The following is a 17,214-nucleotide window of genomic DNA, read 5'->3' on the forward strand; positions in this document are numbered from 1 at the left end:
TGCATGTAGACCATGCCGGTATCGGTGTCGGTGATGTGGCCGGTGAAGCTGTCGCCCTCTTCATTGGCGACGGGCTGCTGGCGCGCTTCGCCGAACGGCGTGTAGTCCTCCCGCCAGAGCAGGCCGCCACTGGACGTGGTGGCAGCGAGCGGTGAGCCGAGATGATCGCCATGGGTGAAGAAGGCCGCCGTGCCGGACGAGGTCTCGGAGAGCCGCACCACGGTGCGCCCGGCAAGGCGCAGGAAATCATTGGTCTCGCCATTGGTGACATTATTGCGGAAGACCAGCGTGCCGGCCGCATCGTAGACCGAATAAACCGTCTCGCCATTGATGGTCTGGCGCACGCGCCGACGGTGGGCATCATAAACGAAATCGCCGCTATTGCTGCCGGAGATGGCGACGGGCTGTTCGGAGCGATCATAGGTCCAGTTGAGCTGGCCGTTGGAAGCCGTATTGCCGCGATTATCATAGCTGTAATTGCGCCAGACATTGCCGGTATCGCTGTCGCGCACCCGCTTGACGCGGTTGAGGCTGTTGTAATCGACCTCCACCGTGCGGCTGCCCAGCGTCTGGCCACGCAGATTATTCAGCGGGTCATAGTCAAAACTGCCACTGCCCCAGGGGCCGCTGGCGGTGATGAGGCGGCCCAGACCATCATAGCCGAAACCGCGGGTCTGGCTGGCCTGGACATGATCGGTGATCGTGGTGATGCGGGCATTGGCATCATGGCTATAGTCCAGATCGATCAGGGTGCCGCCGCCATTGACCACCATATCGCTCATCAGCTGGCGGGCATTGAAGGCGATCGCCAGCTGGCGGCCATTGCCATAGCTCAAAGATGTCAGGGCACCATTGACGTGATAGTTCGCGGCGCTGGCATAGGTCGAACTGCCAATCGTCAATGCAGTCGCGCGGCCGAAGCCGTCGGGCGTGTAGTTGATCGTGCGGCCGGACGGCGAGGTGCGCGCGGTGATGAAGCCATTGGCATTGCGCGTGTAGCTCGAGGCGAAGCTGCGGCCATCAAGCGCCAGTGTCTCGCCGGTCAGGGCATCGAGGGCGTCATAGCTATAGGTCCAGCTGGTCGTGCCGCGGAGCGCCGAGACCAGATTGCCATTGGCGTCATAGCTCAGATCGACATCGGGCGAGGCGTCGGGATAATCGATCTGCGTCAGGCGGCCCCGACTGTCCCAGGACTGGTCGACGGTAAAGTTCGACGTCAGGTTGGCACAGCCGGTGGCGACGGGTCGGCCACGGCTGATTCCGGTAAGCTGGCCGGCATTGTCATAGCCAAACAGGGTGTCACGGTTTTCCGGGACCGAGAGCCGGCACAGGCGAAACCGCGTATCGTAGAAATAGCGCTGCGTCTGATCGACGTTATAGCCATTATGGCTGCCGAACTGGCGCGCGGTCAGCAGATTGCCCCAGATGTCATAGCTCATCAGAGTGGTGAGCCCCATCGGTTGGGCGATCTCGACCGTATTGCCGTCGCCCGGGCCGCCATAGCCCGACGCCGTCGACGTCGTGATATTGCCCATCGGGTCGGTGGTGCGGGTGCGGTTGCCTGACAGATAGGCGGTCAGGGTCGTGGCATAGGGCGCCACCGTCTCGGCTGTCTCGATGACCCGGCCGAGACTGTCATATTGCGTCGTGATGCCGTCTGGCGCCGCTGAGGTGGCCGCCGGCAACGAGGTAAATGTGACCCGGCCCGTCGCGTCATATTGCGTCCGCTGATAGGTGGAGCCACCGGTGGTCAGGGACTGACGCCGGACCAGCAGAGGCCGGTGTAACCTGTCATGCGTGGTCGTGACCTGCACCGTCCCGGTCGTCAGCGTCTGCACGATCCCGGCACCGAGGCCGGTATAGGCGATGGTGGTATCGGCGAAGGGGGATGGCCGGTCGATACCCGTCAACCAGCCAGCGGCATTGTAGGCGTATCCGGAGGTATACCCCCGGGCATTGGTGACACCGGTGATCCAGCCATTATTGTCGACGGCCACCTGGATAGTATTGCTGTCGGCCAGAGTGATCGTGCGAGGCTGACCCCGGAGGTAGCTGGAAAAACTGGTTTGCCTGTTCAGCGCGTCGCGGGTCCAGGCCAGGGTTCCGTCGCCGTTATAGCTCCGGGTCTCAACCCGTGTGCCGAATTGGTCGATACCGGTCGGCATGCCGTCGCTATCATAGGTAACGTCATAAAACTCGACGCCATTGAGCACCACACGTTCCGGCAGGCCGAGGATCCAGGCGCTCGTATTGTGTTCGTATTCCGTATCTGTCGTGCGCTGGCCAACGCCTGGCAAATTCGACTCCTGGAGACTCTGTACCGGATTGCCCCAGCTATAGGTCGAAGATCCGCTATTCGTATTGTAGCTATAATCGGTCGTGTAGACATCGCCGCCCCGATTGCGGGTCTGGACCGCCGTCCGCCGCGGTAGCGATGACAGATCGATCGGGGTCAACCCGCTGGGCCCGGCATCGCCGAACCGGGCTTCCACGATATAAGTCGTGTCGGTGGCTTCAAGGACGGGACCGCCTGCGGAGGCACGGACTTCGACGCGGGTTTGCGCACCGCCTTCGGGCTGGTCGCGCCAGCGATGGTAGAAGGTAACCACAGCATCGGGGCCCGTCACGCGGGACCAATTGGTCGGATCGCTGAGGGATGTGCCCGACGTGGTGTCCTGCTCGTACTCATAAGTCCATGTGGCTGTCGGCAAGCCCGGTCCGGAAATCGATTTCTCCATGATCCCGATCACTGGCACGGCGGTCGCATCGACGAGCGGATAAGCGCCGCCGGTCCCCGGGTCGCCCGGGCCTTGGGCACCGAGGAAAGGACACATGACCGATTGGCGCGTTCGCGAGTCGTAGCTTGCGCGAAGCGCATAGGTTCGCAATGTGAAATCGCCCTGCGCCCCGGACGGGTGCGTCATCGAAAGATTGTACATTCCCAGACAAAACCGCGAGGGCGGTGTCGAGGATTGGAAACGGTCGAGATTGAAGGTCCAGGCCCGTCCATCCGGAAGCGTCAGCGATGCGAGTATCGTTCCGCCGTCGACATACTGTTCAGGGATCCAGGTTCCATCGGTGTTGGTCGACGTCCGATAGGTGTAGGTCCAGGTGCGCCCATTGGCGCTGGCAGAAGAGACGAGCTGGGAACTGCCGCTATAGTTCAGGGTTATCTGGCGTCCGTCATTGCCGTGAATGCGGGTCAGACGGCCACTCGAATCATAGGTGTAGCGCACCCAATTGCCGTGTTGATCGGTGACTTCGGTTGCTGCCAGGATATGCGTGTCACGGTTGAGCGAACCGTCGTTGAAAGCCCCACCCGGCATGGCATCGCGAACGATGTGACGGTCGAAGCGATAGGTCTGGCCATTCGGTGCATGACCGATGAAGGTATTGTTGCCCTGACACGTGAAATACCAGTTCGAATTCGTTACATGGGTGGCATTGCTCGGCCAAGGCGCACCGCGTGGATTTTCCAATACGGCTTCACTGGACCCACCGACCTCCAGCATGACTCCATTGGAGTACTCAGAGCCCCTTATTGTGTGACTGCGACTTGTGAATACCGAGGTGAATTGGCTGTTGAATGAGGTCGAGCAGCGATCGCCCGTCCAAGGCCGGATATCGGCGGTCACCACGCGAATGCGCGGCACGACATATTCCCAATCGCCGAACTCGGCATTCGTTTGCCCGTAAAGCCGCCCCTGCCTGTTCCTGCGGTGCAAGGCAACTTGAAGGCCTGAATTACCAGGAATGACGATGTCGGTCTGAAGAAAGTCTATGCTGCCGGTGTGCGGATCGATCCTGTCACCAAACAAGTCGTCGCCAAGAGGCTGGAGCCGCTCTTCGATATTGAGGCGCTTGTCCCACTCAACCTGCGCAACGATTTCTCCACCAAATCCTCCTCCACCGCCGGGCGGGGGGAAGGGAAACCCTTGCCCGATCGCTGCAGTCGGAACGCCAGCAAGAGAGAGCACAGTCACGCAGGCCAGGATGGAAGAGCGAAGGCTTGGGAGCATAAGAAAACAATCCGTGTAATGCGGGTCTACACAAGTAGGGATTAATCACGCAGGGATCTTACACAGCCAATAACGAACGTAAAGGTTGTCTGAACCGAGCAATGTGACGGCCCGCCATCAAAAACCGGGAACGGACGAAATTACCGGCCCGAGCCACACGCACGGCACGAGCGGGGCGTTGTTTGAATTCAGCGGCCGGTGCGCGCACCAGCGCCAACCCGCACCGGCAGCACAGCTGCCGTGTCCCCTCGCGGTCCAGCTTGTCCGCCCCCCGGCGGCGCGCGGCCATAATCGCGGCCGTTTTCGCTCTTTGACATCGTCGATGGATCACCAAAAACGCGTCCGCGTCGCGCCGGAATGCCACCGGACGGCGGGCATTGTGCAGGCGCGGGGCCGGTGCTTCGGTGGCAGGCTGACAGGCTGACAGGCTGACAGGCTCTGCCATCCGCCCTGTCATGGCGCCCGGGCCTTTACTGGCAGGGCTGCAGCCCCGCAATGACAGGATGGCAGACTGGCAGAGTGTTCGCCGCCAAAAACCGCCTCAGCCCTTGAATCCCATCGCGATCAAGAACGTCTCGGCGCTTTCCGAACGGCTCGAGGCCGGTTTGAAATGGCGCACCTTGCCAAAACGCTGTTTGAGCTGTTCGAGCAGATCGGCCTCGGCGCCGCCCTGGAAAACCTTGGCGATGAAGAAGCCGCCCGGCTTGAGGGTTTCAAACGCGAACAGGGTCGCCAGCTCGACCAGGCCAACAATGCGGACATGGTCGGTATTCTTGTGGCCGGTCGTCCACGGTGCCAGATCCGAGATCACGCCATCGGCCGGTCCGCCCATCGCGGCCTTGACCATGTCGGGCGCGTCGTCCTCGGTGAAATCCTTCTCGAAAATCGTCGCGCCATCGATCGGGTCAATCGGCAGAAGGTCAATCCCGATCACTTCGGAAACGCCCTTCTTGACGCAGACCTGCAGCCAGCCGCCCGGCGCCGAGCCGAGATCGACAATGCGCATGCCCGGCCGGATAAAGCGGAAGCGCTCGTCGAGCTCGATCAGCTTGTAGGCGGCGCGGGAGCGATAGCCCTCCATCTGGGCTTTCTTGACATAGGGGTCATTGAGCTGGCGTTGGAGCCAGTTCTTCGACGAGGTCTTGCGGCCACGCGCGGTCTTGACGCGCTCGAACATCTGTTTCGAGGCGCGGCTGTCACCGCCCTTGGTGACGGGGCCACCGACACGGCGGCGGCGCTTATTGTCATCGACCGGCGGGGTGTCACCGGCCGACTTGTTGTCGTCTTCGTCCGAAGGTCCACTCATGTGCTGGTCGCTCCCGGCGATTTCTTCTTGCGGCGGCGTGATTTGTTACGGCGCATCAGATTGAGCAACAGGCCCTCGCGCAAGCCGCGATCACCGACGCGCAAATTCTCCGCCGGCCACAGCTCGGCCACCGCTTCATAGATCGCACAGCCCGCCAGTACCAGCTCGGCCCGGTCGCTGCCAATCGTCGGCTCCTTCGAACGCCCCGCCAGATCAAGTACCCGCAGGCGGGTGCAGGCGGCTTCCGCCTCGGCGCAGCTCATCCACAAACCGTCGACCTTGGCGCGCTCATAGCGGGGCAGACGCAAATGCACGCCGGCGATCGAGGTGACCGTCCCCGACGTGCCGACCAGATGCGCCCGGCCTTCGGAGAAAAGCGACCGCATGGAGCGCGCGCCGCGCGGCGTCTTCATCAGCTGGCGCGCATAGGATTTCATATCATCATACCAGGCCTGACGATCCTCGCGCTCGGGAAAGCGCTCCGCCAGGGTGACAACGCCGACCGGCGTCGAGGTCCAGGAGCGCACCGGTGGCCGGCCGCCGCTCTGCAGCCCGCCGCGCTCGCGCCAAGCGGCCAGGTCGACCCAGGACAATTCGGTGGAACCGCCGCCGATATCGATCACCAGCGCGGCATCCTTCTCCTCATCGAGCAGGTCGAGACAGCCATGCAAGGCCAGGCGCGCTTCCTCCTCGGGCGTGATGAGGTCGAAGGCGATACCGGTTTCCGCCTTCACCCGCTCGAGGAATTCAACGCCATTGCTGGCCTCGCGGCAGGCCTGTGTGGCAATCGCCCGGTGGCGGATCTGGGCGTGGCGGCCGAGCTTGTCGGCACAGACACGCAAGGCATCGACGGCCCGGTCCATGGCCCCCTCGGAGAGCACGCCATGCGCATTCAGCCCTTCGCCGAGGCGAACGACGCGGGAAAACGCATCAATGACCTGAAACCCGCCGCTCGTGCGTTGCGCGAGCAGCATGCGACAATTATTCGTACCCAGATCGATCGCGCCGTACACGGGAATGGTCGGCCGACGCCGTCCGCTCCGCTTGCGTGCGGCGGATCCGGTCCCCGGATTATCCGGGGGCGAAGGCTCCGCCATGTCAGTCCTCTCGCCAGTACGGTGCGCCTGCAAAGGCTGGCGCAACACGATCTGGCCTGATTTAGTCTTCATGATCAGCATACGCGTCTTCCACAAGGCCGCAAGGCGGCGTAACGCAAGCAGGCGCCAGGCGGGGGCGGCACACCCGCAGTACCGACTGCGATTGGCCCACGCGAAATTAACCGGCAAGGTTCAGAGTGTTGTGATGGAAATGCGAGAAGCAAAATTTGGCCTGGGCGATGTCGTTCGTCACCGACTCTACCCGTTTCGCGGTGTGATCGTTGATGTCGACGCCGAATTTTCCAATACCGAGGAATGGTATGAATCAATCCCGGCCGAAGTTCGCCCCGATCGCGATCAGCCCTTCTATCACCTGCTCGCCGAGAATGAGGACAGCTATTACGGCGCCTATGTCTCCGAGCAGAACCTGCTGCCGGACGCGGAAAACGGTCCGATCAGCCACCCGCAGATCGACGAGGCTTTCGAGGCTTTTGACGGCACCCGCTACATTCTGCGCGACCTGCCGCAAGTCTCCAATTAACCCGGCATAAACCCTGTTCTCACAAGCCTCGAGCCGGTCCGGTCCGGACCCTGTTTCTGGCCCGTGACTTGCTGTCCTCCCGACCTGTGCCCGGATTGATACATCCGGCGTCTGGACGAGGAGCGCAGCTGATGACTGACAACCGGAATATGGGAATCGATACGCTGCGCGGGCTGGCCTGCGTCCTGCTGGTGGCCTTCCACGTCATTGGCGAAGCGCCCGAACACGGCCTGCGTCTCGACTGGGATCACCCCTTCGCCCTGTTCTCGGCCCTGTTCTTCCATCTGCGCATGCCGCTCTTCGCCATGCTGTCGGGCTTCGTCTACGCCTACCGGCCGATCCGGCGCGGTGAAGGCGGCAAATTCCTGACCGGCAAGACGCGCCGCCTGGTCCTGCCCTATCTGTTCGCCGCCACCGCCTTCGCCGTCGTCAATACGGTGCTCGGCGGGGCCTATGCCGTGCCGCTGGGCGATTTCTGGCAGGTCTATCTGGAGCCCTATGCGCATTTCTGGTTCCTGCATTCCATCCTGACGATCTTCCTCGTCATCGCCGCGCTGGACTGGATCTGGCCGCGCGCACCGCTGCAGGTCGCGATCGGCTTCCTGGTGGTCACATCCCTGCTTTTCCTCACCCCGTTTGGCGGCGAGATCAAACTCTTCTCTTTCTTCCACACGCCTTATCTGGCGCCCTTCTTCGCGCTCGGCCTGGTGATCAACCGGATGGAAATGGCCAAGGTCGCGCAATTGCCGCGTCAGCTGGTCTCGACCGTCCTGATTGGCGGCCTGGTCTCGATGCTGGCGGTACATGCCTATATCGTGTTGACCGATCCGGGCCATGAGCTGCTGCGCCGTGACGCCGTCGCTCTGGGTCTGGGCCTGTGCTTCTCCGGCGCGCTGATCATGCACCGCTTCTCGATCGCGCCGCTGGCCTGGCTCGGCCAGTATTCCTTCTCGATCTATCTCTACCACATGTTCGGCGCGCTCGGCCTGCAGATGGTCTACAACTTCATCGGCATGCCCGACGCCTCGCTGGGTCTGGCGCTCGGCATGATTGCCGGCCTTGGTGCCCCCGTGGTGTTCCAGATCGTGACACTTCGGGTGGGTGGCTTTGCGCCGCTCCTGGCGCTGGGACTGAAATCGCGCCGGTCGGCGAGCCCGCACGCCGCCGCCATGCCGCGTCCCGCCAGCGCGATCTGACAGCGCGATTTGACAGCGCCGGCACACAACATGAAAAAAGGCCAGGACCGGTGCCGGTCCTGGCCTTTCTCGTGGATAGAGGCGGCGTCAGGCCTCAGGCCTTGACGACTGTCTGTTCAATCGCGCCGAAGATGAGATGCCCGTCGGCATCCTTCATCGAAATGCGGACCGTATCGCCATACTTCATGAAGGGCGTGGACGGTTTGCCATTGTTGATCGTCTCGATCATACGGATTTCCGCGATGCAGGAATAACCAACCCCGCCCTCGGAAACCGGCTTGCCCGGACCGCCATCAAGCTTGTTGGAAACCGTGCCGGATCCGACAATCGTGCCAGCGGTCAGCGGCCGCGTCTTGGCCAGATGGGCGATCAACTGACCGAAATCAAAGGTCATGTCGGTGCTGCACTCGGCCTTGCCGAACAATTCGCCATTATACTTCACCAGCAATTCGCCCCGCAATTTCTTGCCGTCCCAGGCCGTGCCGAGCTCGTCGGGCGTGACCGCGACGGGTGAGAAGGCCGATGGCGGTTTGGACTGGAAGAAGCCGAACCCCTTGGCCAGCTCGCCCGGAATCAGCCCCCGCAAGGACACATCATTGACCAGCATCACCAGACGGATGGCCTTGGCCGCCTCGTCGGGCGAACAGCCCGCCGGTGCATCGCCGGTGATCACGGCGATCTCGCCTTCCATGTCACAGCCCCAGGCTTCGTCACCGAGCGGGATATCATCACGCGGGGCAAGGAAGGCATCGGAGCCGCCCTGATACATCAGGGGATCGGTCCAGAAGGTCGCCGGCATTTCCGCATTGCGGGCCTTGCGCACCAATTCGACATGATTGACGTAGGCCGAGCCATCGGCCCACTGATAGGCGCGCGGCAAGGGCGAGAGCGCTTCGCGCTCATGGAAGCGTTCCGACGGCACCGTCTCACGCTCGAGCTGCTCGGCCAGCGTCCGCAGGGCCGGCTCACAGCGATCCCAGTCATCGAGCGCTGCCTGCAGCGTCGGCGCGATCAGGCTGGCATCGGTGCACCAGGCCAGATCCTTCGATACAACAACAAGCTTTCCATCGCGATGGCCGTTTTTGAGCGAGGCGAGTTTCATGTGCGTTGACTTCCCTTCTTGTGAATTCCCAAAGGCTTGCCCTGCCGGCAGTGTGGCCCAAGCCGCGTCAGTTCGCCAGCAATGGATGCGGCATGCCGCCCGCGCGTGGCGAGGCCGGAAACAGGCCATAACTCCATTCGATCGTCGCATCGAGCGCCGGACCGATCGCGGCGGCCGTCTGCTCGGCCTCCCGCGCCCGGTGCTCGGCGCTGTAGGCTTTCGCCGGATCCTTGGAATCGCGGCCAAAGATCGGCCCCGACACGATGAGGCGGATCTGGTCTGCGCCCAGTCCCAGGCCGAGGAAAGCGTCCACCGCGTTCAGGGCCGGCTCCGGCGCGTGCAAGAAACGGTCGCCATCGAGCGACGCGATTTGTCCCGCGCCGCCATTCCGGCTTGCCGCCAGCAAGCTGGCGACCTGCATGTGCCAGACCAGCGCCGCGATCTGAAGGTCGGTGAGTTTGAGCAATTCGCGCGGCGGTGTCTGCGCGATCGGATGCCCGTCCATCGCGAAAATCGTGAATAACTGGCGGGCAAAGGCCCGCCCCGGCTCGCCCTTCTTTGTAATCGAGAGCAGAAAGGCCCGAAGGTCGGAGTAGAGCAGCAAATGCCGGGCGTCCGGCAACAGCGCCACAACATCACCCATCAGATTATTGACGGTGTTGGAGGGTTTGATCGTCACCTGCTCGCGCCGCACGAAGGGCCGCGCCAACAGCGCCAGGACCGGGCCCAGCTCGCGCTGCAGGGCCTGTGGGCCCTGGGTGCGCTTCATATTCGCCAGGCTCATCAGCACGTCCGGCTCTTTGAGGCTGAGATTGCTGCCCGGCTTGTCGAGACAGCGGGCCAGCAGGGTCGAGCCACAAAATGCCGTGTGCCAGATAAAGCGAGGCGCGCGCTTCGGCGCCACGAGGCTCGCGAAATCGCTGACCGGATGCGCCATCTGCGCAGCACCGGCGCGGTCCCAGCGATCATCGAGAAAGGCTTCCTCGGCCAGCGCCTTGCGGCTTACGCGGCTGAGCCGCACTGTATGGCTATTGGCATCATGGGCATCAGGAAACCAGAGTGGATCGGCGGCAATCTGCGGCGGTTTGCTCACTGCGATACTCCTACCGGTCCAGTCGCGGTGGCAACGATAATGGGCCTGGCCCGATCACGGGACCACCGGCACGAACACACCGTCGGCATTCATCCACTCCAGAATACCCGAAGCGATAGAGAAGCGTGCGCCGTGCAATTGCATGCCGCGATTCCTGATTGCCTCGGTCACGAAGGGGAATTGATGCAGGCGCCGGACTGAATGCTCCACGGCCAGCAATTCCATCTGATCACAAACCGTCGCCAGGCTCTCCTCGCCCACCCGGGCAATCACCTCGGCGCGGGCTGGCTGGAGCGGTTCCAGCCAGGGGCCGAGAAACTGGCTCTCAAGCTTGTCGAGCCCGATGGCACAGGCCTCAATACCACCGCACTGGCCATGGCCCATCACGACGACATGCTCGACCGCCAGCCGTTCCACCGCGAATTCGAGCGCGGCCGAGACGCCGTGGCGTCCACCATCCAGGTCGATTTGCGGCACGAGATTGGCGACATTGCGAACCACAAAAAGATCGCCCGGATGCGCGCCGAAAATATGGACCGGGTCGACGCGGCTGTCGGAACAGGCAATCACCAATGTGTGCGGTTTCTGGCCCTCGCTGAGCGACTGGTAGAGCGCACGCTCCGCCGGGTAGCTCTTGGAACGGAAGCGGCGATAGCCTGCGACGAGTTTGTGTGGAGGGCCTTGGGTCATCAGTCCTCATTTCGGCTCTGCGCCCCGCGATCAGCGGGACTGGCGGGGGGTGTCCTGCAGGCCGGTAGCGGCACAGCAGAGGGCGCGAACCGATGTTTTACTGGCAAAACTGCCGCTTTAGAAGATAGCTCTGTCAGCAAAAAAAGCGGGCCGGAGCAATCGCTCCGGCCCGCATGAATGCGATAACAGGTCTGATGGCCCGCGAAGGGCCGCCAGGCCTAGCCGCACCGGGCGAGGGAAAGATTCGCCTGAACTTCGTCTTCATTCCCGGCCAGAGTCGCGGCGGCGTTGAAATCAGCCGTCGCTGCGGCGTGATCGCCGGCAAGCCATTGGGCGGCACCGCGATTATTGATCGCGCGCCAGGCATCCGGCCGCAGCTCGATCGCGGCATTGCAGGCTTCCACGGCCTGGTCGTATTCGGCAGTCGCCGCGAAGGCGTAGCACAGATTGGTCAGAGCAGCGGCGCGCTGACCCGAGGCCGCGCCCGAGCCGGCGACTTCCTCGCCAAAATGGATGGCTTGCGGCCACTGGCTGCGCGTGACGGCGTTATACTGGGCCCGCACCAGACCATTGGCGGTACGGTGTGCGGCAAATTGTGGCTCGGCATCGCAAGCCTGGGCCTGGGCGCCACTGGCGGCACCGGCGGCAAGAACGCTTGCCAGAAGAATTGAACGGAACATCGGGGGACTCCATGAGTGAACAGCGTTTATTTTGAGAACTAAGTTCTTCGAATGGAATTGACGAATTCAGGATCATCGATATACATATTTGAATGGAAGATTGGTCCGATTACCTCGTTTGCCTCGCCATTTCAGAAGCGGGCAGCCTGACGGCCGCCGCGCATCAGCTCGGCGTCAGTCAGCCCACCGTCACCCGCCGCCTGCAGGCGCTGGAACAGCGGTTTGGAGAGCCGGTATTCGAGCGGGAGAACGGCCAGGCGCGTCTGACGCCGCTCGGCCAGAAGGTTGTCGCCCATGCCGCGCGCATGCGCGAAGAGGCCTCGGCGATCGAGCGCGCTGTTGTCGCCCAGGATCAGAGCCTGTCAGGCCTGGTGGTCATTTCCGCATCCGAGGGCATTGGTGCCGACTGGTTGCCGCGCGCCCTCGTCAGCTTTCATCACATGAATCCCGGAATTGGCGTCGAGATATCGATCAAGAATCACTCCGCCAATCTCGCCGACCGCGAGGCCGATATAGCCTTGCGCTGGAACGGGCCCGGAACCCAGCAGAGTCTGATTGGACGGCGCGGCGCCACGGTCGGGGCCGGGCTCTACGCCTCGAAAGCCTATCTGGAAAAACAGGGCAGACCGAGCCGCGTCGAGGATCTGGCCGACCATACCTGCGTCGGCTGGTCGATGGGCGATTATTTCGGCTGGCCCAATACGGCTGAGGGCGCTCCGGTCCTGCCCCATCATATCGCCTTCCGGGCCAATAGCCCGACCACCCATGTTCGCGGCCTCGAGGCCGGGTTCGGCATTGGCGTCACCTCGCACCGCCTGGCCCGCCAATACCCCGATCTGGAACGCGTTCTGCCTGACTTCAATTCCTCGCTCGACCTCTGGGTGGTGGCACACGAAACCGTACGCAAGAGCGGCCGCATTCGCGCGGCCTATGACCACATCATCGAACAGATGACGGCCGACAATGCCTATTTCACCCGCGGCGCGGCCTCGGTGCTGTAGGCAAACGGATCAGGCCGGCGGCGATGGCGGGGTCGGCAGCGCCAGAACATTCATGGCGATGGAGATCCGGTCGCGAATACCCGTGTGCGGCCGAACCGCATGCATCAGCCATGATGGGAAGATGACGAGCTTTCCGGGTTCCGGCGCAATGCGATGCTGCGACAGCTGGCGCTGGCCATCACCATCCATGAAGACCAGATCGGGCGCCGCCATTCGCACCGCCGGAAAGCGTGGATCCTGGGCGACAAACAAGCCGTCCCGGCTGTCCCCGCCATCATCGACATAGAAGCTGGCCGACCAGAAAGAACCGGGATGGCAATGCATCTGGTTTGACGCCCCGGCTGGCGATATATTGGCCCACATTTCAAGGCCCATCTCATAGCGTGACTGGCCCTGGTCGGCCGCGATATCGCTGGTGAAACGGCCACAGATCTTCATCGTCTCGATCGCGAGGGTCTGAGCCGCCTCGCCGCCCCATTGCAGCATTTCAGTGTCAGAATGCCAGCCCAGAATATTCGAGCGCGCTATGCCCTTCGACTGGGCCCGGCGCGCCGTCACGACCCGGCGCAATGGCTCGATCAATTGCTGTGCCATGGGCAGGCGGACTTCAATCACCGGCGTTGCGAACAGCATATTCAGCTTGATGTCCGGCTCGGGCGTCGCGTCAGGCGGTGTCATGCTCATTCCTCATCGCCATAAATCGCCACCAGCGGTTCGCCGCCGGCACTCAGGCGTGCCCGATACATGCCCGGTGTATTGAAGCTCCAGGCGATGTCGCCGCCGGGCGTCAAAGCGACAATGCCGCCATCGCCGCCCATTGCCGTCAACTCGTCCTGGATCACCCGGTCGGCCGCCGCCTGCAGCGTCAGCCCTTCGAATTCCACCAGGGCACAGATCCGGCTGGCCACGGTCAGGCGGATGAAATACTCCCCCGTGCCCGTCGCTGAAACGCCGCAGGACCGGTTATTCGCATAGGTGCCGGCGCCGAGGATCGGGCTGTCGCCGACCCGGCCCCATCGCTTGGCCGTCGTGCCGCCCGTCGAGGTGCCTGCTGCGATATTGCCTTCGGTATCGAGGGCCACCACGCCCACCGTTCCGAAACGGTGCTCGCGGCTGTCGCGCAGCAAGGCGCCCTCATCGACCGGCTCCGGGTCCGGGGCGCCTTCGGGGCGGTGCGGGATCGGCAGTCCAAGCCGTCCCAGCTCGCCCTCCAGCGAGGCCCAGCGGCGCTCGGTGAAGAAGAAGGCTGGCGGGACAGTTTCCAGCCCCTGCTCCCCGGCAAAAGTCTCCGCGCCCTCGCCCTGCAGCATTACATGCGGGGAATGCTCCATCACCGCCCGGGCCAGCGAGATCGGGTGGCGCACCGACGTCACACCGGCCACTGCGCCGGCATTGAGGTCGCGGCCATCCATGATCGAGGAATCAAGCTCATTGCGGCCGGCGGCGGTAAACACCGCGCCGCGTCCGGCATTGAACATCGCATCATCCTCGAATTCGCGAATGATCGCCTCAACCGCATCAATCGCCGTGCCGCCGGTTTCCAGCACACCCTCACCGGTCGCCAGCGCGCGCGCCATCGCAGCGCGATAGGCGGCATCGGTCCGCGGTGTCATCGCCCCGCGTTCAATCACCCCGGCGCCGCCATGAACAACCAGCGCCCATTGCGGCGGGTCCTGGGCCAGCGCGGCGGGTGTGGCAAGGATGGCGGTCATGGCCGCAATCAGGAAATGACGCATGTTTGTAAACTCCCCTTCTCGGGACCAAGTTTGCCTCAATCGGGTCAGCATGCAAGCAGTCGGCCCTGGTCAGACCGTCTCGGGCGCGGTGCACAAGGGTCGCAAGCCCAGCAGGCTGGGCTGAGGCCGCAGCCAGCTGGCGCCGCCAAAATAGAGTTGCACGCCCTGGACCACCCAGTCGCCGCGGCACAGGACCTGCTGATAGCTGCGGGTACAGGTCTCGGTCTGGGCCGTCACCGCCGCACCGGCCCGGGTATGGAAGCGCACCGCGACGATCCGGCCATCGCGCGAAAGACACGCGCCTACGCCCTGCACGACTTCACCGACGCCCAGCACGGCGACACCGGAGCGCGCGACCTGGCGCCCGGTGACACGGCCCGAGCAATACCGCGCCGTGCGGGGCGAGGCGCCGCGAAAAAAGGCACGGACCTGGCACAGGCGCCGGTCCCGGGTCGTCAATTGCAGGGCATAGAGGGCCTCGGCGTCCTCCCCGAGCAGCGTCTTGCTTTCGCGTGTCGCAACGCCGAGCAGCATCGAAGGCTCGGCGTCAACCGCACTTCCGGCGAGGCTGGCAAACAGCGCTAGGCTAGCAATCAGCACGTGGCAACTCCGCAGCAGGGGTCCAGTGGACCCAGCATAGGCGAATGGCAGGGCCCGGTCGCCTGCCTCCCGATCACAAGCGCGTGCGTCCCGATGGCCGTGCCGGCGGTCAGCTATCCATACGGATACGCACCCGCGCTCGTGAACGACGCCCTTCCGCATCAACCACTTCGACGAGATAAAAGCCGGGCCCGCCCGGATACCAGACCGCATCACCAAGCGCATTGCGCCCAACCGGCTGGCCATCGGCATACCAGTTCACCGCGCTTTGTCCCTGCGCAGCCAGCACGAAACCCCGTCCGGGACGTTCTGCCCAAACCTCTGATCCATCAGGTGGAAACAGGATTTGCGGCGCCGGGTCGAGCTGGAAACGCGCCAGGGTTTGAGGCGCTGGCGGCAGCGCGCTATCATCGCGACCAGGCTGGGCCTGCGTCGGCTCAAGGCTGTCGATCAGATCGAAAACACGGAATAGAAGCGGCAATGCCCCCTCGCGTCCGGTAATCCCCTCGCGCGGCACACCATCGGCCCGCCCGACCCAGACCACCACCGTGTAGCGACCGGATACCCCCGCCGACCAGGCATCGCGGAACCCGTAAGATGTACCTGTTTTAAAGGCGATTTCCGGAGCCGCCGTGGTCAGGCTGGCGGGCATACGTCCGCCGGGATGCGGTGCCCGACGCAAGATTGTGAGAATTTCGCGCGCCGATTCCGCGCTCACAAGGGCAAAGCCGGTCCCCGGTTCGATCGCATCCTCAGCCGCGAGCCAGCGCAAGGGCCGGGCATGACCGCCATCGCCCAACGCAGCATAGAGGACCGCCAATTGGCGCACGCTCAGCCCGGCACCACCCAGCGCCACGGCAAGTCCGTCATCCCGCGCTGCCCCTTGCGGACGCTCCGGTCGCGCCCCGGCAAAGCCGAGCGCCGCAGAAAACCGCCTCGCACCGACATCATCGAGCGTGCTGACGGCCGGGATGTTGAGTGAGTGCTGCAAGGCTTCGGCAATGGTGACATCGCCGCGGAAACGGCGGTCGAAATTGTCGGGCTGATAGCCGGCAAAGCGTCGCGGCAGATCAGCAATATGCGTGTCCGGCGCGGCCAGGCCATCATCAAACGCCATCGCGTAGATGAAGGGTTTCAGGGTCGATCCGGGGGATCGGGGCCTTGTCGTCAGATCAATCCAGCCGCCCGGACGGTCGCGGCCTGACGATCCGACCGCGGCCCGCACGGCGCGGCTTTGCGTTTCTACCACCATCACCGCGATCTGGGCCGAGCGATCACCCATCGGCAGATTATCGCGCACCTGTTGTTCGAGCGCGCGTTGCAGGCCGGCATCGAGCGTCGTCACCATATCGGTGCGGTCACGATTTTGCCGGGCCAGGGTTTCAGCGACCTGCCAGGCATCGCCGGGAAAGGCACGACGCTGCGGCGCCGGATCCAGGGCGGCATCGGCCTGCGCCGTGGTGCGCGCCAGTCCCACCCGCGCCAGCCGGTCAAGCACCCGGCCCCGCGCCGCGACCGCCGCCTCGGGGTGACGGTCAGGCCGGCGCGCTTCGGGCGATTGCGGCAGGGCGATGAGCAATGCGATCTGTTCAATGGTCAGCGCATCGGGCTCACGGCCGAAATAGGCCCAGGATGCCGCCCTCACCCCTTCCAGATTGCCGCCATAGGGTGCCAGGGTCAGATAGAGCTCAAGGATTTCGCGCTTGGTCAGACGGAATTCCAGCTGCAGGGCGCGCGTCATCTGCAGGAATTTGGCAGCGAATGTGCGGGGCCGTGGCTCCAGCAGACGTGCCACCTGCATGCTCAGGGTCGAGGCCCCCGACACGATCCGCCCGGCCCGCAAGCCCTCCCAGGATGCGCGAACCACGGCAGCCGGATCGACGCCGGGATGGTGGTAGAAATTGGCATCCTCATAGGCCAGCAGCGCAGCGATGAAGTCCGGGTCGATATGGTCGAGGTCGGCGGCCAGCCGCCAGCGCCCATCAGCGACCGGAAAGGCGCGCAACAACTCGCCATCACGATCGCGGACGAGCTGCGAGCGAGCGCCGGCCTGTTCGAGCGGCGGCGGGAATATCTCGTCGAGCGCCAGTAGCAGGACAAGCCCGGCCACGACGCCAACGAGGCCCCAGTATATCCGGCCCAGACCCAGCATA

14 protein-coding genes are annotated in these 17,214 nt (G+C 63.7%); 3 read left to right on the forward strand and 11 right to left on the reverse strand.

What is annotated here, in order from left to right; all coding sequences use genetic code 11:
* From BLT42_RS14100 to BLT42_RS14110, 3 genes are all read right to left on the reverse strand, one after another.
* Window positions 1-3,512: hypothetical protein (locus BLT42_RS14100; RefSeq protein ID WP_176780380.1), on the reverse strand; the 3,512-nt coding region annotated here is incomplete at its 3' end.
* Window positions 3,513-4,560: 1,048 nt separating this feature from the next.
* On the reverse strand, window positions 4,561-5,325 hold the full coding sequence (locus tag BLT42_RS14105) for an RlmE family RNA methyltransferase (RefSeq protein ID WP_091771815.1): 765 nt from the start codon (window positions 5,323-5,325) through the stop codon (window positions 4,561-4,563).
* Entirely contained in the window at window positions 5,322-6,299 is a 978-nt protein-coding gene (locus BLT42_RS14110; RefSeq protein WP_233342522.1) for a Ppx/GppA phosphatase family protein, read from the reverse strand. The genes BLT42_RS14105 and BLT42_RS14110 overlap by 4 nt, the downstream gene beginning before the upstream one ends.
* A 328-nt stretch (window positions 6,300-6,627) precedes the next feature.
* Here BLT42_RS14110 and hspQ point away from each other — a divergent pair, with 328 nt between their 5' ends.
* Window positions 6,628-6,963, forward strand: a complete 336-nt coding sequence (hspQ, locus tag BLT42_RS14115) for a heat shock protein HspQ (protein WP_091771817.1) — start codon at window positions 6,628-6,630, stop codon at window positions 6,961-6,963.
* Between the two features lie 131 nt (window positions 6,964-7,094).
* Window positions 7,095-8,159, forward strand: a complete 1,065-nt coding sequence (locus BLT42_RS14120; RefSeq protein WP_091771818.1) for an acyltransferase family protein — start codon at window positions 7,095-7,097, stop codon at window positions 8,157-8,159.
* A gap of 94 nt (window positions 8,160-8,253) precedes the next feature.
* Here the strand turns inward: BLT42_RS14120 and BLT42_RS14125 are convergent, their stop codons facing one another.
* From BLT42_RS14125 to BLT42_RS14140, 4 genes are all read right to left on the reverse strand, one after another.
* Window positions 8,254-9,261: a fumarylacetoacetate hydrolase family protein gene (locus BLT42_RS14125; RefSeq protein ID WP_091771819.1), complete on the reverse strand. Its 1,008-nt coding sequence runs from the start codon at window positions 9,259-9,261 to the stop codon at window positions 8,254-8,256.
* Window positions 9,262-9,328: 67 nt separating this feature from the next.
* The gene (locus BLT42_RS14130) at window positions 9,329-10,354 is read right to left on the reverse strand and encodes a hypothetical protein (protein WP_091771820.1); all 1,026 of its coding nucleotides are present in this window, start codon (window positions 10,352-10,354) and stop codon (window positions 9,329-9,331) included.
* A gap of 54 nt (window positions 10,355-10,408) precedes the next feature.
* The gene (locus tag BLT42_RS14135) at window positions 10,409-11,044 is read right to left on the reverse strand and encodes a carbonic anhydrase (protein ID WP_091771821.1); all 636 of its coding nucleotides are present in this window, start codon (window positions 11,042-11,044) and stop codon (window positions 10,409-10,411) included.
* Between the two features lie 218 nt (window positions 11,045-11,262).
* On the reverse strand, window positions 11,263-11,724 hold the full coding sequence (locus BLT42_RS14140) for a tetratricopeptide repeat protein (protein ID WP_091771822.1): 462 nt from the start codon (window positions 11,722-11,724) through the stop codon (window positions 11,263-11,265).
* 92 nt (window positions 11,725-11,816) lie between these two features.
* Between BLT42_RS14140 and BLT42_RS14145 the strand changes: the two genes are divergently transcribed.
* On the forward strand, window positions 11,817-12,725 hold the full coding sequence (locus tag BLT42_RS14145) for a LysR family transcriptional regulator (protein WP_091771823.1): 909 nt from the start codon (window positions 11,817-11,819) through the stop codon (window positions 12,723-12,725).
* Between the two features lie 9 nt (window positions 12,726-12,734).
* Here BLT42_RS14145 and BLT42_RS14150 read toward each other — a convergent pair whose 3' ends face one another.
* The 4 genes from BLT42_RS14150 to pbpC form a co-directional block, all read right to left on the reverse strand.
* On the reverse strand, window positions 12,735-13,403 hold the full coding sequence (locus BLT42_RS14150) for a TIGR02466 family protein (RefSeq protein ID WP_176780381.1): 669 nt from the start codon (window positions 13,401-13,403) through the stop codon (window positions 12,735-12,737).
* A gap of 2 nt (window positions 13,404-13,405) precedes the next feature.
* Complete coding sequence (locus BLT42_RS14155) at window positions 13,406-14,461, reverse strand: isoaspartyl peptidase/L-asparaginase family protein (RefSeq protein WP_091771825.1); 1,056 nt, start codon at window positions 14,459-14,461, stop codon at window positions 13,406-13,408.
* 69 nt (window positions 14,462-14,530) lie between these two features.
* Window positions 14,531-15,061 (reverse strand): hypothetical protein, encoded by a 531-nt coding sequence (locus BLT42_RS14160; protein WP_143024171.1) that lies wholly within the window; start codon window positions 15,059-15,061, stop codon window positions 14,531-14,533.
* 109 nt (window positions 15,062-15,170) lie between these two features.
* Window positions 15,171-17,213, reverse strand: a complete 2,043-nt coding sequence (gene pbpC, locus BLT42_RS14165) for a penicillin-binding protein 1C (protein ID WP_091771827.1) — start codon at window positions 17,211-17,213, stop codon at window positions 15,171-15,173.
* Between the last annotated feature and the right edge of the window lies 1 nt (window position 17,214).

It is taken from the genome of Maricaulis salignorans, from assembly GCF_900103475.1.
GTDB lineage: Bacteria > Pseudomonadota > Alphaproteobacteria > Caulobacterales > Maricaulaceae > Maricaulis > Maricaulis salignorans.

Bases quoted from the DNA above. Each gene is read 5' to 3' on its own strand.
- BLT42_RS14105 (WP_091771815.1), bottom strand. From the start codon at position 5,325: ATGAGTGGACCTTCGGACGAAGACGACAACAAGTCGGCCGGTGACACC.
- BLT42_RS14110 (WP_233342522.1), bottom strand. From the start codon at position 6,299: ATGCTGCTCGCGCAACGCACGAGCGGCGGGTTTCAGGTCATTGATGCG.
- hspQ (WP_091771817.1), top strand. From the start codon at position 6,628: ATGGAAATGCGAGAAGCAAAATTTGGCCTGGGCGATGTCGTTCGTCAC.
- BLT42_RS14120 (WP_091771818.1), top strand. From the start codon at position 7,095: ATGACTGACAACCGGAATATGGGAATCGATACGCTGCGCGGGCTGGCC.
- BLT42_RS14125 (WP_091771819.1), bottom strand. From the start codon at position 9,261: ATGAAACTCGCCTCGCTCAAAAACGGCCATCGCGATGGAAAGCTTGTT.
- BLT42_RS14135 (WP_091771821.1), bottom strand. From the start codon at position 11,044: ATGACCCAAGGCCCTCCACACAAACTCGTCGCAGGCTATCGCCGCTTC.
- BLT42_RS14140 (WP_091771822.1), bottom strand. From the start codon at position 11,724: ATGTTCCGTTCAATTCTTCTGGCAAGCGTTCTTGCCGCCGGTGCCGCC.
- BLT42_RS14145 (WP_091771823.1), top strand. From the start codon at position 11,817: ATGGAAGATTGGTCCGATTACCTCGTTTGCCTCGCCATTTCAGAAGCG.
- BLT42_RS14150 (WP_176780381.1), bottom strand. From the start codon at position 13,403: ATGACACCGCCTGACGCGACGCCCGAGCCGGACATCAAGCTGAATATG.
- BLT42_RS14155 (WP_091771825.1), bottom strand. From the start codon at position 14,461: ATGCGTCATTTCCTGATTGCGGCCATGACCGCCATCCTTGCCACACCC.
- pbpC (WP_091771827.1), bottom strand. From the start codon at position 17,213: ATGCTGGGTCTGGGCCGGATATACTGGGGCCTCGTTGGCGTCGTGGCC.